General features: G+C 69.9%; 13 protein-coding genes. 8 read left to right on the forward strand and 5 right to left on the reverse strand.

Translation table 11 applies throughout. The features are described from left to right. Window positions 1-515 precede the first annotated feature (515 nt). Window positions 516-1,142: a DUF6230 family protein gene (locus EFK10_RS44660; protein ID WP_127361353.1), complete on the forward strand. Its 627-nt coding sequence runs from the start codon at window positions 516-518 to the stop codon at window positions 1,140-1,142. A gap of 95 nt (window positions 1,143-1,237) precedes the next feature. Then, window positions 1,238-1,777, forward strand: a complete 540-nt coding sequence (locus EFK10_RS44665) for a DUF6114 domain-containing protein (protein ID WP_240677856.1) — start codon at window positions 1,238-1,240, stop codon at window positions 1,775-1,777. A 6-nt stretch (window positions 1,778-1,783) separates the two neighbouring features. Here EFK10_RS44665 and EFK10_RS52970 read toward each other — a convergent pair whose 3' ends face one another. Continuing rightward, window positions 1,784-2,248, reverse strand: a complete 465-nt coding sequence (locus EFK10_RS52970; protein WP_322973474.1) for a hypothetical protein — start codon at window positions 2,246-2,248, stop codon at window positions 1,784-1,786. A 22-nt stretch (window positions 2,249-2,270) separates the two neighbouring features. Between EFK10_RS52970 and EFK10_RS52975 the strand changes: the two genes are divergently transcribed. Continuing rightward, window positions 2,271-3,044, forward strand: a complete 774-nt coding sequence (locus EFK10_RS52975; RefSeq protein ID WP_322973475.1) for a hypothetical protein — start codon at window positions 2,271-2,273, stop codon at window positions 3,042-3,044. A 95-nt stretch (window positions 3,045-3,139) separates the two neighbouring features. Here EFK10_RS52975 and EFK10_RS44675 read toward each other — a convergent pair whose 3' ends face one another. Further along, window positions 3,140-4,165, reverse strand: a complete 1,026-nt coding sequence (locus EFK10_RS44675) for an ATP-dependent 6-phosphofructokinase (RefSeq protein WP_127361355.1) — start codon at window positions 4,163-4,165, stop codon at window positions 3,140-3,142. Between the two features lie 222 nt (window positions 4,166-4,387). Between EFK10_RS44675 and pta the strand changes: the two genes are divergently transcribed. The 3 genes from pta to pyk all read left to right on the forward strand — a co-directional run bounded on the left by pta (window position 4,388) and on the right by pyk (window position 9,152). After that, on the forward strand, window positions 4,388-6,472 hold the full coding sequence (pta, locus tag EFK10_RS44680; protein WP_127361356.1) for a phosphate acetyltransferase: 2,085 nt from the start codon (window positions 4,388-4,390) through the stop codon (window positions 6,470-6,472). Window positions 6,473-6,495: 23 nt separating this feature from the next. Next, window positions 6,496-7,644, forward strand: a complete 1,149-nt coding sequence (locus EFK10_RS44685; protein ID WP_127361377.1) for an acetate kinase — start codon at window positions 6,496-6,498, stop codon at window positions 7,642-7,644. A gap of 86 nt (window positions 7,645-7,730) precedes the next feature. Further along, window positions 7,731-9,152, forward strand: a complete 1,422-nt coding sequence (gene pyk, locus EFK10_RS44690) for a pyruvate kinase (RefSeq protein ID WP_127361357.1) — start codon at window positions 7,731-7,733, stop codon at window positions 9,150-9,152. A 290-nt stretch (window positions 9,153-9,442) separates the two neighbouring features. Here the strand turns inward: pyk and EFK10_RS44695 are convergent, their stop codons facing one another. After that, window positions 9,443-10,147, reverse strand: coding sequence for a response regulator (locus EFK10_RS44695; protein ID WP_127361358.1), 705 nt, complete (start codon window positions 10,145-10,147; stop codon window positions 9,443-9,445). Beyond that, on the reverse strand, window positions 10,144-11,772 hold the full coding sequence (locus tag EFK10_RS44700) for a sensor histidine kinase (RefSeq protein ID WP_127361359.1): 1,629 nt from the start codon (window positions 11,770-11,772) through the stop codon (window positions 10,144-10,146). The genes EFK10_RS44695 and EFK10_RS44700 overlap by 4 nt, the downstream gene beginning before the upstream one ends. A 129-nt stretch (window positions 11,773-11,901) precedes the next feature. Here EFK10_RS44700 and EFK10_RS44705 point away from each other — a divergent pair, with 129 nt between their 5' ends. Together EFK10_RS44705 and EFK10_RS44710 are read left to right on the forward strand one after the other, a co-directional pair. Next, window positions 11,902-13,260, forward strand: coding sequence for a cation:dicarboxylate symporter family transporter (locus EFK10_RS44705; protein WP_127361360.1), 1,359 nt, complete (start codon window positions 11,902-11,904; stop codon window positions 13,258-13,260). Between the two features lie 143 nt (window positions 13,261-13,403). Further along, complete coding sequence (locus EFK10_RS44710; RefSeq protein ID WP_407647265.1) at window positions 13,404-13,724, forward strand: metallophosphoesterase family protein; 321 nt, start codon at window positions 13,404-13,406, stop codon at window positions 13,722-13,724. Here the strand turns inward: EFK10_RS44710 and EFK10_RS44715 are convergent. Next, entirely contained in the window at window positions 13,690-14,364 is a 675-nt protein-coding gene (locus EFK10_RS44715) for a class I SAM-dependent methyltransferase (RefSeq protein ID WP_127361361.1), read from the reverse strand. The two genes, EFK10_RS44710 and EFK10_RS44715, sit on opposite strands and share 35 nt — an antisense overlap. Window positions 14,365-14,662: the final 298 nt, after the last annotated feature.

The following is a 14,662-nucleotide window of genomic DNA, read 5'->3' on the forward strand; positions in this document are numbered from 1 at the left end:
TTACTTCCGGTAGGAGCAGGGTGCCCTTTCGCCCGTTTTCATCGTTCTTTATCCGACTTTCACGGGCCCACCTCAACTACTCAGCGTGAGCAGCTCGGTTCGGACCGGCAGTGCTGGGTTATCGCTCCGTTACCCGCTAGTAACGAGGCCCCTTGTGCGACGGCCGCGAATGGACCACGATCGGCCAAGCTCGGTCCGTGACCGCAGCCCGGCATCCGGTCGGGCCCGAGGGAAACGGGTCCCCACCGAGCCGGGTTCGCGGCCATCGCCGCTGCCCGTGGACAGGGGGGTCTCTGCCAACCGGCGGGGCCTGTCCAGCTGGTTGCGCGAGAGCGTGGCCGAGTGGTTGTCGCTCGGGGGTGATCGCCGATTGTTCGGACACTGCCGTCCGCATTCCCCTGGGATGGCCGGTGAAGTCGACGGCGCTCTCCTTCCCGAGGACGTAGCACTTCTCCCATCCCAGGCCCGGATCCGATCTCGGCCGGAGATGTACGTCCGAGAAGGAGGAAAATTTCATGGAGTCGCTCGTTCGCGGCGGTACCAGATGGAAGCGGTTCGCCGTCGTCATGGTGCCGTCCGTCGCGGCCACCGCGGTGATTGGCGTTGCCCTGGGTCAGGGTGCGCTCGCCGCGTCGTTCAGTGTGTCCGGACAGCAGTTCAAGGTCACGGCCGACAAGCTGACCGGTGAGGGCTTCGTCCAGTACGGAGCTCTTGACGCCCAGCACGGCGGCAAGATGGTCCCGGTCGCGGTTTCGGCGTTCAACAGCGCCACGATCGAGAACCTTTGCCAGTCCGTGGTTGTGCCGGTCCCGGTCTTCGGTGATGTGACGCTGAAGCTGGGCGCGGGTAGCGGTAGCACGCCTGTCGAGGCGAAGAACCTCTACATCGACCTGGACCAGCTCAACGCCGATGCCACGTTCACCAACATCAACATTGGTGTCGCGGCCGGTGACAGCACAAAGGGTCCCGGCATCAAGGCCGGCGATCACACTGACCCGGGCTCGTTCGCCCAGGAGGCCGACAAGGCCGTTCTTACCGACGTGAAGCAGACCGCCTGGGCGACCAGCGCGGGAACCTTCAAGCTCAGCGGGCTGAGCATGTCGGTCAAGAAGGGCTCCGGCGCCGGTTTCGAGTGCTACTAAGCACTGACTGAGGGGGGTGAGGGGCGCGGGACGCCCCTCACCTTTCCCAGCCACACCCTCTTTCTTTGAAAGTCAGTCCCAGGGAGCTGTTTTCCATGAGCGCCGAGACACAGGGCCGGGTCGGCTATTGGCGGTTCCGCTTCCGCGTTTGGCGCGGGCAGCGGCCGTTCTGGGCGGGCCTGCTCACGATCCTCGCCGGGGGGCCCATCGCGTACTTCCCGTACGCACATCTCAGCCTTGGCGGGCTCACGCTGGCCATGGCCACCACGGCCGGAGCCGGTTCGCTGATCATCGGCGTACTGCTGGTGGTGCTTGGCCTGACCATGTGGTACCAGGCGGTGGCCCGGGTCTTCGCCGGTGTCGCGTCGATCATGCTGGCGCTGGTCTCGCTGGTCGTCTCCAACATCGGCGGCTTCCTGATGGGCTTCCTGCTGGGCCTGATCGGCGGCGCCCTCGCCGTCGCCTGGGTCCCCGCGGACCCGGCGGCCGAACCAGGTGCCGACCCGGCCGAGCTGCCGGACGGCGGCGATGCGGACGGCGGCGGTCAGGGCGAGTACGTCGAGACCGACGCGTACGCGCATGAGTACGAGCACGACCACGCCGTAGAAGCGAACGGGAGGCACAGTGCGGGGTGATGAGGCTCAGCAGGCCGACGTGACCGTGGGTGGCGGCCCGCGTGTCGGAACGGGGCCGCGCCACGCGGCACCGAGAAAGTCGCTGCTGACCAAACTGCAGGTACCCGCGGGCAAGGCGATAGCCATCGCCGCCATGCCGACCGCCGTACTCATGGGCATGGGGCTCACACCGCGCCTGGCGTCCGCCGACGAACTACCGAAGAACCCCTTCTCCGGTACGTCGTGCTCCGACACCACGGAGTCGGCGACGCCGTCGGCATCGTCCTCGTCGAGCTCGACTCCGAGTGCGAGCGCGAGTTCGTCCTCGAAGTCCTCGTCGTCCTCGAGTGACAGCACCGCCGGCACCAAGGCGACCGCGACGCCGACCCCGTCGGCGAGTTCGTCAACGAAGAGTTCGTCGTCCTCGGGCGGCGGCAAGACCAGCACCCCGACCGCGTCCTCGACCCCCTCGGCCTCCGCGAGTTCGACCACGAACCCGCTGGACCCGCTGGGTGTGGGCGACGCGCTGAAGAACCTGCTGGGCGTCAACAGCACCACGTCGTCCTCGTCCTCGTCGGCGAAGACGTCGTCCTCCAGTGCCACCCCGAGCGCCACGGCGACCCCGAAGGCGAGCTCGACCACGGCCTCCGCGTCGGACACGGCAACCAAGGCGGCCAAGAAGACGACGGACAACGCGACGTCCTCGGCCGCGGACACCCTCGCGAAGGCCACCAAGGCCGCCAACCAGGCCGCGGCCACGGCGACCGCAACCGCGAGCCCCAGCGCCTCGTCCACCGACACCCCGTACCCCTGCCCCACGCACGACGCCCAAGCCCTGGCGAACGCGCAGGCCCAGGACACGTCCTCGCTGCTGCCGGACACGCCCTGGACCCTGAAGACCGACCTGCTCACCCTCACAGGTCTGGACTACAAGGGCATCGTCGAGGTCAGGACGCACAACGGCACGGTCAAGAAGGTCCTCAAGTTCACCGCGACCGGCGTCGACATCAAGAACCTGCACCAGATCGTGGACGGCCCGAACGGTACGAAGTCCCACGTTCAGGCGGCCGCGGGTTCCACGTCGACCATCAAGGACGGCACGGTGACCATGTACACGGAGTCGCTGAAGGGCAACCTCTTCGGCCTCATCCCGATCACCTTCACGCCCAACAGCCCGCCGCCGGTGAACGTCCCCGTGGCCTTCTTCACCAATGTCACGGTCATCCAGGCGGGACAGTTCGGCGGCACGCTGACCGTCCCCGGCATGCATGTGTACAACTCGAACTGAACCGGACCTCCGGGAGCCGCACGAAAACGGCCGAGGGCGCCAACCTCCTTGCGGGGCGGGCGCCCTCGGCCGTTTCGCCGCTCAGGTGAAGGGCGTCAGAAGACCGACTCGGCCTCTTCCATCCGGTCTTCCGGCACCCGCTTGAGCGCGGTCACCGCGTCCGCGAGCGGCACCAGGTCGATCGTCGTGCCGTGCAGCGCCGTCATGTGCCCGAAGGCGCCCTTGTGGGCGGCGTCGACCGCGTGCCAGCCGAAGCGCGTCGCCAGCACCCGGTCGTACGCCGTGGGGACGCCACCGCGCTGCACATGGCCCAGGATGACCGGCTTGGCCTCCTTGCCGAGGCGGTACTCCAGTTCGGCGGCGAGGCGGGTGCCGATGCCGACGAAGCGCTCATGGCCGTACTGGTCGATCTCGCCCTTGGCGTACGGCATGGTGCCCTCGGCCGGGTGGGCGCCCTCGGCGACGCAGATGACGGCGAACTTCTTGCCCCGGGCGAAGCGCTCCTCGACCATCGCGACCAGGTCGTCGGGGTCGAAGGGCCGCTCGGGCAGACAGATGCCGTGGGCGCCGCCGGCCATGCCGGACTCCAGGGCGATCCAGCCGGCGTGCCGGCCCATGACCTCCACCACCATCACCCGCTGATGGGACTCGGCGGTGGTCTTCAGACGGTCGATGGCCTCGGTGGCGACGGTGACGGCGGTGTCGAAGCCGAAGGTGCGGTCGGTGGAGGAGATGTCGTTGTCGATGGTCTTGGGTACGCCCACCACCGGCATCCCCGCGTCCGAGAGCATCCGGGCGGCGGTCAGCGTGCCCTCGCCGCCGATGGGGATCAGGACGTCCAGGCCGTAGTCGGAGCAGATGGCCCGCCAGTCGTCGGCGGCTTCATGCAGGCGGGCGCGCTCCAGGCGGGCGGAGCCGAGGATGGTGCCGCCACGGGCGAGGATGCCGCCGACGGAGTCGAGGTCGAGCGGGCGGAAGCGGCCTTCGAGGAGCCCCTTGAAGCCGTCCTCGAAGCCGATGACCTCGTCGTGGTGACCGGTCAGGGCCCGGTGGACGACCGAGCGGATCACGGCGTTGAGGCCCGGGCAGTCGCCGCCGGCGGTGAGAACTCCGATACGCATGGCGGTCTGTCTCTTCCTTCCTCACGCTTGTGGCGGTGCTTCGTGCACGCGGTGTTAACCCTATATGTGCACTCCCATGCCAGGCTGGCGGCAGCGCATCTCCAGCCCCCGACCCGGTGGGCGCCCTATGTGGCCCTGACGCTATTGTCAAGGGGATAAAGCCACTCCTCCGAGTGGAATACCGGAGATCGTCAGCCGCGACACAGGGATCGGAGACAGTGCGTGACGCGCAGCGTGTACGTAACCGGCATCGGCCGCGGGGACGGCCGGCAGGTCGTCGAGCTGGGGGTCATGGAGCTGCTGACCCGGCAGGTGGACCGGGTCGGGGTCTTCCGTCCACTGCTGCATGACGTACCGGACCGGATGTTCGACCTGCTGCGCAGCCGCTACCGCCTCTCCCAGGACCCGCGGACGGCATACGGGATGCCTTACGGGGAGGCCGCCGCCCTCCAGGCCGAACAGGGCCGCGACGCGCTGATATCGCGCCTCGTCGACCGCTTCCACGACGTCGCCCGCGACTACGAGGCGGTCCTCGTCCTCGGCTCGGACTTCGAGGAGACCAACCTCCCCGGCGAACTGGGCATCAACGCGCGCCTGGCCAACGAGTTCGGCGCCTCCGTCCTCCCGGTGATCGGCGGCCGCGACCAGACCGCCGAGTCCGTCGCCGCCGAGGTCCGCAACGCGCACCTCGCCTACAAGAACCTCGGCTGCGACATCGTCGCCGTGATCGCCAACCGCGTCCCCCGCGAGGCCGTCGCCGACGCCACGCGGCAGCTGAGCCGCCGGCTGCCGGTGCCCGCCTACGTACTGCCCGACGAGCCGGCGCTGTCGGCGCCCACCGTGGCGCAGATCGCCGGGGCGCTGGAGGCGGAGGTGCTGCTCGGCGACCACTCCGGGCTGTCGCGGGACGTGATGGACTTCGTCTTCGGCGGCGCGATGCTGCCGACCTTCATCAAGGCCCTGACCCCCGGCTGCATGGTGATCACCCCCGGCGACCGCGCCGACCTCATCATCGGCTCGCTGGCCGCCCACTCCGCCGGCGCGCCGCCCATCGCCGGCATCCTGCTCACCCTCGACGAGCGCCCCGGTCCCGAGATCATGGCCCTGGCCGCCCGGCTCGCCCCCGGCACCCCGGTCATCTCGGTGCCGACCGGCAGCTTCCTCACCGCATCCGAGCTGTTCGCGATGGAGGGCAAGCTCGGCGCCGCCACCCCGCGCAAGGCCGAGACCGCGCTCGGCCTCTTCGAGAACCACGTCGACACCGCCGAGTTGCTGCAGCGCCTGTCGGTCGTCCGCAGCGAGCGCGTCACCCCGATGATGTTCGAGCACGAGCTCCTCGAGCGGGCCCGCTCCGACCGCCGCCGCATCGTCCTCCCCGAAGGCGCCGAGGAGCGCATCCTGCGCGCCGCCGAGGTGCTGCTGCGCCGCAATGTCTGCGACCTCGTCCTCCTCGGCGACCAGGACCTCGTCCGCAAGCGCGCCGCCGAGCTGGGCATCAACCTCGACGTCCCCGCCTGCGAGGTCATCGACCCCCAGACCTCCCCGCTGCGCGAGGGCTTCGCCGGGCTGTACGCCGAGCTGCGGGCCCACAAGGGCGTCTCGTACGAGCTGGCCCACGACGTCGTCGCCGATGTCTCGTACTTCGGCACGCTGATGGTGCAACAGGGCCTGGCCGACGGCATGGTCTCGGGCGCGGTCCACTCCACGGCGGCGACGATCCGGCCCGCCTTCGAGATCATCAAGACCTCGCCGGGGGCCGCCATCGTGTCGTCGGTCTTCTTCATGTGCCTGGCCGACAAGGTCCTCGTCTACGGCGACTGCGCGGTCAACCCGGACCCCGACGCCGAGCAACTCGCCGACATCGCCGTCCAGTCGGCCGCCACGGCCGCCCAGTTCGGGGTCGAGCCCCGGCTCGCGATGCTGTCGTACTCGACCGGCAACTCCGGCTCGGGCGCGGACGTCGACAAGGTCCGCAAGGCCACCGAGCTGGTCCACGAACGTCGCCCGGATCTGCTGGCCGAGGGCCCCATCCAGTACGACGCGGCCGTCGACGCCGGTGTCGCCGCCACCAAGCTCCCGGACTCCCAGGTCGCCGGCCAGGCCACCGTCCTGATCTTCCCCGACCTCAACACCGGCAACAACACCTACAAGGCCGTCCAGCGCTCGGCCAACGCCGTCGCGGTCGGACCGGTCCTGCAGGGGCTCCGCAAGCCGGTCAACGACCTCTCGCGCGGCGCGCTCGTCTCCGACATCGTCAACACCGTGGCTATCACCGCCATCCAGGCCCAGGGAGAGTCCGCCCCGTGATCGTGACCGAAAGCGCCGACCCGGTGACCGCGACCCGCGTGCTCGTCCTCAACTCCGGCTCGTCGTCGGTGAAGTACCAGATCGTGGACATGGCCGACGGCAGCCGCCCGGCGGCGGGCCAGGTCGAGCGGATCGGTGAGGAGGGCGGGGCCGCCGACCATGTGACCGCGCTCAAGCAGGTGGGCGACGACCTGGCGGCGCAGGGCTTCGGGCTGGACTCGCCGGAGTTGGCGGCGGTCGGGCACCGGGTGGTGCACGGCGGGACCCGGTTCACGGAGCCGACGCTGGTGACCGACGAGGTGCTGACGGCGATCGAGGCGCTGGTGCCGCTGGCCCCGCTGCACAACCCGGCGAACCTCACCGGCATCAGGGCGGTCCGCGAGCTGCGCCCCGACCTGCCGCAGGTCGCGGTCTTCGACACCGCCTTCCACGCGACCCTGCCGGAGGCCGCTTACCGCTACGCCATCGACCGGGACACCGCCGACGCTCACCACATCCGCCGCTACGGCTTTCACGGCACCTCGCACGCGTTCGTCTCCCGGGCCACCGCCCGACTGCTGGGCAAGGACCCGTCCGAGGTCAACGTCATCGTGCTGCACCTCGGCAACGGAGCCTCCGCGTCCGCCGTACGCGGGGGTGTGTGCGTGGACACCTCGATGGGATTGACCCCGCTTGAGGGCCTGGTCATGGGTACGCGTTCGGGTGACATCGACCCGGCCGTACTGCTGCACCTCCAGCGGTCGGCCGGGATGACCCCGGACGAGGTGGACGCGTTGCTCAACAGGAAGAGCGGTCTGCTCGGGCTGTGCGGCGACAACGACATGCGCGAGATCGGCCGTCGGATGGCCGAGGGCGACGAGGCAGCTCAACTCGCCTTCGACATCTACGTCCACCGGCTGCGCAAGTATGTCGGTGCCTACACCGCGGTCCTGGGCCGGGTCGACGCCGTCACCTTCACCGCCGGGGTCGGCGAGAACTCGGCCGCGGTGCGCGAGGCCGCGCTGCGCGGAATGGGTCTGCTCGGGATCGAGGTGGATGCGGTACGCAATGCCGTACGAGGCAGTGCGGCGCGCCTGATCTCGGCGAAGGGCAGCCGGGTGGCGGTGGCTGTCGTACCGACGGACGAGGAACTGCAGATCGCACAGGAGGCGTACTCGCTGGTCACCCTCTAATCTATGGCCCGCCGTCCGCACCGAAAGCCCGCACCGCCCGCACAGGAATTATTCCGGAGCGGAACAAACCCGATAGGATCGTCTTCATGCGCCGAGCGAAAATCGTCTGCACCCTGGGTCCCGCCGTTGACTCCTACGACCAGTTGAAGGCACTGGTCGAGGCCGGCATGAATGTGGCCCGCTTCAACTTCAGCCATGGCAGCCACGCCGAGCACGAGGAGCGCTACCACCGGGTGCGCAAGGTCTCGGAGGAGACCGGGCGTGCGATCGGTGTGCTGGCCGACCTTCAGGGCCCCAAGATCCGTCTGGAGACCTTCGCCGACGGCCCGGTCGAGCTGGTCGCGGGGGACGAGTTCACCATCACCACCGAGGACATCCCCGGTGGCAAGACCATCTGCGGCACCACCTACAAGGGCCTGCCGGGCGACGTCAGCGTCGGCGACCCGATCCTGATCAACGACGGCAATGTCGCCCTGCGCGTCATCGAGGTCGACGGCGTCCGTGTGCGCTGTCTCGTCGTCGAGGGCGGGGTCGTCTCCGACCACAAGGGCATCAATCTGCCTGGCACCGCCGTCAACGTCCCCGCGCTGTCCGAGAAGGACATCGAGGACCTGCGCTTCGCGCTGCGCCTGGGCGTCGACATGGTCGCGCTGAGCTTCGTGCGGGACGCCTCCGACGTCCGCCCCGTCCACAAGGTGATGGACGAGGAGGGCCGGCGGATCCCGGTCTGCGCCAAGGTCGAGAAGCCGCAGGCGGTCGACAACATGGAGGATGTCGTCGCGGCCTTCGACTCGGTCATGGTCGCCCGTGGCGACCTCGCCGTCGAATACCCGCTGGAGAAGGTGCCGGTCGTCCAGAAGCGCCTGATCGAGCTGTGCCGCCGCAACGCCAAGCCGGTGATCGTGGCGACCCAGATGATGGAGTCCATGATCAACTCCTCGCGCCCGACCCGTGCAGAGGCCTCCGACGTCGCCAACGCCATCCTGGACGGCGCGGACGCGGTCATGCTCTCCGCCGAGTCCAGCGTGGGCAAGTACCCGATCGAGACCGTCAAGACGATGTCCCGCATCGTCGAGGCCGCCGAGGTCGAACTGCTCAAGCAGGGCCTCTGGCCGCTCAACGGGCGCAAGCCCCGCACCCAGTCCGGCGCCGTCGCCCGTGCCGCCGCCGAGCTGTGCGACTACCTGGACGGCAAGGCCCTGGTCGCCTTCACCAAGTCCGGTGACACCGCCCGACGCCTCGCCCGCTACCGCGTCCCGCAACCGGTGGTCGCCTTCACCACGGACGAGTCGACCCGCAACCAGCTCGCGCTGACCTGGGGCGTCCAGACCATCGTGGTCCCGCACGTCCAGACCACCGACGAGATGGTCCGGATCTGTGAGGCCGAGATGCTCAAGCTCCAGGAGTACGGCGAGGGTGACACCGTGATCATCACGGCCGGCTCCCCGCCCGGCATCCCCGGCACCACCAACATGGTCCGCGTGATCCACCTCGGCGAGGGTGTCTGACGCGTCTTCCGCAGCTGAAGGCGCCGATCTCGTGATGGATCGGCGCCTTCAGCCGTTTCCTCAGCCGGTGTAGCCGGCCAGGCCCTTGGTGAAGTCGTACGTCCTCTGGCTGATGCAGCTCGCCCGCCTTGATGGCGTTGATCCGCTTCACGGCGAGCGCCTTGTAGTCGTACGTCCCGTCGCTGTGGATGAGCGCGTGAAGCCGCGCGGCGCGCGATACGGCGCGCTGCACTGTGCCGAGAAACGCCAATAACCCGCCATGCTGGCGACAAGACGTTGGTTAGGAAAGTTTACTGTTGTTTGCGCTGAGCGCTTCCGGACCAGCGGTAGCACAGCTCCGGGCGGCCAACTTGGCCGTATTGGGGGCTGCGGACCGCGCGGCCGCTGTCGACGAGGTGCTCCAGGTAGCGGCGGGCGGTGATGCGGGAGACGCCGACGGCCTGGGCGGCGGCGTTGGCGGAGATGCCTTCGCCGGTGTCGGAGGCGTCGCGCAGGGCGACGGTGATCGCCTCCAGGGTCGGCCCGCTGAGGCCCTTCGGGAGTACCGCCTCGGGGCTGCGGAGCGCGGCGAGCGCCCGGTCGACCTCGTCCTGGCCGGAAGCCTCGCCGCCGGCCAGCTCGTTCCGGTAGCGGGCCCAGCGCTGCAACCGGTCCTGCAGGGAGGGAAAGGTGAACGGCTTCAGCAGATACTGGACGACGCCCACCGACACGGCCTGCCGTACGACCCCCAGGTCGCGGGCCGAGGTCACCGCGACGACGTCGGCCGTGTGCCCGGCCGCCCGCATCTTGCGGACGACCTGGAGGCCGTGCCCGTCGGGGAGGTTGAGGTCGAGCAGGATGAGGTCGACCGGCTCCTTCTCCAGGAAGCGCAGCGCCGCGCCGCCGGTGTGGACGACGGCGGCGACCTCGAAGCCCGGAAGACGCTCGACGTACAGACGGTGTGCGTCGGCGGCGACGGGATCGTCCTCGACGACCAGAACCCTGACGCTGCTCATGCGCGTACCTCCAGATGCAAAGGCAACCGTACGGTGAACTCCGCGCCCCCCGCCGCCGCCCGGTCCAGCCCGACCGTGCCGCCGGCCCGGCGCGCGGCCTGCTCGACGAGGGCGAGGCCGAGCCCGTGGCCCTCGCTCTTCGTGGTCCAGCCGCGCCGGAAGACCTCGCGGATCGTCGCCGGGTCGACGCCGTGCCCCGAGTCGGCGACCCGCAGCAGCAGTTCGCCGCCGTCGACGCGGGCGGTGACCTCGATGCGCGGCCGGGTGCCGTTGCCGGCGGAGCCGTCGATGGCGGCGTCGATGGCGTTGTCGATGAGGTTGCCCAGCACCGTGACCAGGTCCCGGGCGGCGAGTTCGGCCGGCAGTACGCCGTCGTCGATCGAGCTGTCCTCGGTGACCGTCAGCTCGACGCCCCGCTCGCTGGCCTCCGCCGCCTTGCCCAGCAGCAGCGCGGCGAGCACCGGTTCGCCGACGGCCGCGACGACCTGGTCGGTGAGGGCCTGGGCCAGCTCCAGTTCGGCGGTGGCGAAGTCGACGGCCTCGCCCGCGCGGCCCAGTTCGATGAGCGAGACGACGGTGTGCAGTCGGTTGGACGCCTCGTGCGCCTGCGAGCGCAGCGCCTCCGCGAAGCCGCGTACGGAGTCCAGTTCCCCGGTCAGCGCCTGCAGATCCGTGTGGTCGCGCAGGGTCACCACGGTCCCGCGCCGCTCGCCGCCCCGCACCGGCGAGGTGTTGACCACCACGACCCGCTCCGCCGTCAGATGCACCTCGTCCACGCGCGGCTCGGCAGCCAGCATGGCCCCGGTCAGCGACGCGGGCAGTCCGAGCTGGTCCATGTACCGGCCGACGACGTCCTCGGGCAGGCCCAGCAGCTCCCGGGCGGCGTCGTTGCACAGCGCGACCCTGCGGTCGGCGTCCAGCAGCACCAGGCCCTCGCGGACCGCGTGCAGGGTCGCCTGGTGGTAGTCGTACATCTGGCTCAGCTCGGTCGCGGCCATGCCGTGCGTGTGGCGCCGCAGCCGCCGGTTGGCGACGTACGTGCCCAGGCCGCCGACCGCCAGCGCGGCGAGCGCGACGCCGACCAGCGCGGTGAGCTGGCCGCGTACCTGGTGGCTGATCGTGTCGACCGTTATCCCGACGCTGACCAGCGCCGTGATCTTTCCGCCGTCCTTCACCGGGGTCACGACACGCACGGACGGACCGAGGGTGCCGGTGTACGTCTCCGTGAAGGTCTCGCCGCGCTGCGCCTGGCCGATGTGGCCGAGGAAGTGCTTGCCGATCAGCGACTCGTCCGGGTGGGTCCAGCGGATGCCCTGCGGATTCATGATCGTGACAAACGCCACACCGGTGTCCTTGCGGACCTTCTCGGCGTACGGCTGCAGGGCCGCGCTGGGGTTGGCGGAGCGCGCCGCCCGCACCACGGCGGGTGAGTCGGCGACCGCCACGGCAGCCGCCACGACCTGGTCGCGGGCGGCGTCCTCGGCCCGGCTGTGGGCGTTGACATACGCGAGCACCGCGCACCCGGCGACCACGGCGGCCACGATCACGACCTGCATCGCGAAGAGCTGCCCGGCCAGGCTGCGCGGGCGTGACGGGGTACGGCGGGAGAACGGCACGCGCGGCATTCCACCAGTGTGCATGCCCTGGCGCGAACTCAATGTACGCAAACGTGACCTGGGTCACGGAGGGCGCGCATAGTCACCGGGATGTGTCCACCAGAAGGCGTTGGGATGACGCCGGGACAGAAGGAGACAATGGTGTCAGCCGTCGAGGACCGGGGCCGTCGCAGAGACCGCACCCACTACCTGTACATCGCCGTGATCGTGGCCGTGGTCGCCGGCATCGTTCTCGGCCTCGCCGCACCCGGTGTGGCCAAGGAACTCAAGCCGCTCGGCACCGGCTTCGTGTCACTGATCAAGATGATGATCTCGCCGATCATCTTCTGCACGATCGTGCTCGGCGTCGGTTCGATCCGCAGCGCGGCGAAGGTCGGCAAGCTCGGTGGCCTCGCGCTCGGCTACTTCCTCGTGATGTCCTTCGTCGCGCTCGGCATCGGCCTGGTCGTCGGCAACATCCTGCACCCCGGTTCCGGCCTCCACCTGGACGCCGCCGCGAAGGCCGTCGGCCACACCCAGGCGGCGACCATCACCGAGGGCCCGGTCGACTTCGTGCTCGGTATCATCCCGACCACCCTCGTGTCGGCCTTCACCGAGGGTCAGGTGCTGCAGACGCTGCTCGTCGCGCTGCTCGTCGGCTTCGCCCTGCAGGCGCTCGGCACGGCCGGTGAGCCCGTGCTGCGCGGTGTCGGTCATCTTCAGAAGCTGGTCTTCCGCATCCTGTCCATGATCATGTGGGCCGCCCCGGTCGGCGCCTTCGGCGCGATGGCCGCCGTCGTCGGTGAGACGGGCGTCGACGCTCTCAAGGCCCTCGGCACGATCATGCTGGGCTTCTACATCACCTGCGCACTCTTCGTGGTGCTGGTGCTCGGCACGCTGCTGCGGCTGGTGGCCAAGGTCAACCTCTTCCAGCTGCTCAAGTACCTCGGTCGTGAGTTCCTGCTGATCCTGTCCACCTCGTCCTCGGACTCGGCGCTGCCGCGCCTCATCGCCAAGATGGAGCACCTCGGTGTCGGCCGCCCGGTCGTCGGCATCACCGTGCCGACCGGCTACTCCTTCAACCTCGACGGCACCATGATCTACCTGACCATGGCCTCGCTCTTCATCGCCGACGCCATGGGTCAGCCGCTGGCCATCGGTCAGCAGATCTCCCTGCTGCTCTTCATGATGATCGCCTCCAAGGGCGCCGCCGGCGTCTCCGGCTCCGGTGTCGCCGTCCTCGCGAGCGGTCTCCAGTCGCACCGCCCCGCCCTCGTCGACGGTGTCGGCTTCATCATCGGCATCGACCGCTTCATGAGTGAGGCCCGGGCCCTCACCAACTTCGCCGGGAACGCGGTGGCCACGGTGCTCATCGGTACATGGACCGGCGAGTTCGACCGCGACCGGGCCCAGCGGGTCTTCGCGGGCGAGCTGCCCTTCGACGAGACCACCCTCGTCGATGCCGCCACCGCCCCGGCCGAGCCCGCGGCGCCGCCGAAGGAGCCCGTCCCGGCCTGACGACCCCGCCAGCCGCCGGGTCGCGGGCAGCGCGCGGCGGGGGGACAGCCCCTCGCGGTAGCGGTCCCCCCTCCGCTCACCGCGAACGGGCCCCCGCCGCCCCCCGCGACCCGGCACCGTACCTCGCATGCCGCCTTACGTAGTTGGCCGGCGTCGATCCCTCCGTCGAGACCGTGGTCTGCGGCCACACGCACATGTCGTACGCCCGCCTCGCCCACGGCCGCCTGATCGTCAACCCCGGCAGCGTCGGCATGCCGTACGGCCGCAGGGGCGCCCACTGGGCGCTGCTCGGCGGCGGCGGTGCCCAACTGAGGCGTACGGCCTACGACTACGACGCGGCGGCGGCCCGTATCGCCGCCGAGTCCGGCTTCCCGGAGGCCGCCGCCTGGGCGGAGGAGTACGTACGCCGCGCCTACCCCGCCGAAGAGGTCATCGAGGCCTGGAGCCCTCGGACTTGGGACTGAGGCTGAGGCCGAGACGCCGGACCCGGAGCGTGTTGTCCACGCGTGTGGCGGGCAGCCCGTCGGGGCCGGTCTGGACGCGCTCGTGTTCGCCGCTGACCTGGACCTCCCACTCCCCGGGCGGCAGGCCGAGGGCGCCGAGGAGCTCCTCCGGGGTGGGGAAGTGCACGTCGGGGTGATGGGAGTGGTCCCCGGAAGGCTGCTCTGCGTGTCCGACGATCAGCAACACCCCGCCCGGGGCGACGGCCCCGGCCGCGGTGCGCAGGACTTCGTCCCTGGGCATGCCGGGGGAGTGCAGGAAGTGCGCCGAGACAAGGTCGAAGGCGCCGGTGGGGAAGGATTCGGTCAGGTCGTGCTGCTGCCAGTCGATCCGGTCGGCGACCCCGGCCGCCGCCGCGTGCCCGGCCGCACGGTCCAGGGCGATCCCGGAGATGTCGGTGGCGGTGACGCGCCAGCCCCGCCGGGCGAGCCAGATCGCGTCGCCTCCCTCACCGGACCCCAGGTCCAGGGCCGTACCCGGCGCCAGGTCGCTGACCTCGCGTACCAGGGCCGCGTTGGGGTCCCCGCTCCAGATCCGCTCGCTCTGCGCGTAGCGGGCGTCCCAGTACGCCTCGCCCGGGGTACCGCTCGTGTCGTCGGTCATCGGCGGCCTGCCTCCTGTTTCCCTGTTCATGCGGCCATGGTGCGCCCGCCCGCCGGAGCTTCACAAAAGTTCTTGCCGAGTCGGCAAGAACCTCAGTCGGCCACCGCCGGCCAGAAGCGGTCGGTCACCGTCGAGGAAGTCCGCGCCCCGCTTACGGTCCTCCACGTCATACGTTCGCCTGAACTGGTGGCCGATTCCGGGCGTTGTTCTTGGGTGGTGCTCTTACCGTCGGTAACCCTCTCGTGGCACAGTAGCCCTGCCATGAGCTTGTCTTGTCATGGCTCTTTCATGCTCAAGG

Source organism: Streptomyces soli, assembly GCF_003999195.1.
Classification (GTDB): domain Bacteria; phylum Actinomycetota; class Actinomycetes; order Streptomycetales; family Streptomycetaceae; genus Actinacidiphila; species Actinacidiphila soli.

Bases quoted from the DNA above. Each gene is read 5' to 3' on its own strand.
- EFK10_RS44660 (WP_127361353.1), top strand. From the start codon at position 516: ATGGAGTCGCTCGTTCGCGGCGGTACCAGATGGAAGCGGTTCGCCGTC.
- EFK10_RS44665 (WP_240677856.1), top strand. From the start codon at position 1,238: ATGAGCGCCGAGACACAGGGCCGGGTCGGCTATTGGCGGTTCCGCTTC.
- EFK10_RS44675 (WP_127361355.1), bottom strand. From the start codon at position 4,165: ATGCGTATCGGAGTTCTCACCGCCGGCGGCGACTGCCCGGGCCTCAAC.
- pyk (WP_127361357.1), top strand. From the start codon at position 7,731: ATGCGCCGAGCGAAAATCGTCTGCACCCTGGGTCCCGCCGTTGACTCC.
- EFK10_RS44695 (WP_127361358.1), bottom strand. From the start codon at position 10,147: ATGAGCAGCGTCAGGGTTCTGGTCGTCGAGGACGATCCCGTCGCCGCC.
- EFK10_RS44700 (WP_127361359.1), bottom strand. From the start codon at position 11,772: ATGCCGCGCGTGCCGTTCTCCCGCCGTACCCCGTCACGCCCGCGCAGC.
- EFK10_RS44705 (WP_127361360.1), top strand. From the start codon at position 11,902: ATGGTGTCAGCCGTCGAGGACCGGGGCCGTCGCAGAGACCGCACCCAC.
- EFK10_RS44715 (WP_127361361.1), bottom strand. From the start codon at position 14,364: ATGACCGACGACACGAGCGGTACCCCGGGCGAGGCGTACTGGGACGCC.